Here is a 217-nt window from a genome sequence, read left to right as displayed (position 1 = left end):
GTCTTCGGATCGTAAAACTCTGTTATTAGGGAAGAACAAATGCGTAAGTAACTGTGCGCGTCTTGACGGTACCTAATCAGAAAGCCACGGCTAACTACGTGCCAGCAGTCGCGGTAATACGTAGGTGGCAAGCGTTATCCGGAATTATTGGGCGTAAAGCGCGCGTAGGCGGTTTTTTAAGTCTGATGTGAAAGCCCACGGCTCAACCGTGGAGGGT

General features: G+C 50.2%; 1 rRNA gene. It reads left to right on the top strand.

Going from position 1 to position 217, the window contains the following annotated elements:
* Nucleotides 1-217 (top strand): 16S ribosomal RNA (locus APS80_RS10400); the annotation flags it as partial.

It is taken from the genome of Staphylococcus auricularis (assembly GCF_001500315.1).
Lineage (GTDB): Bacteria > Bacillota > Bacilli > Staphylococcales > Staphylococcaceae > Staphylococcus > Staphylococcus auricularis.
The sequence above is the reverse complement of the archived record's forward strand: the minus strand, read 5'-3'. Positions and strand labels throughout refer to the sequence as shown.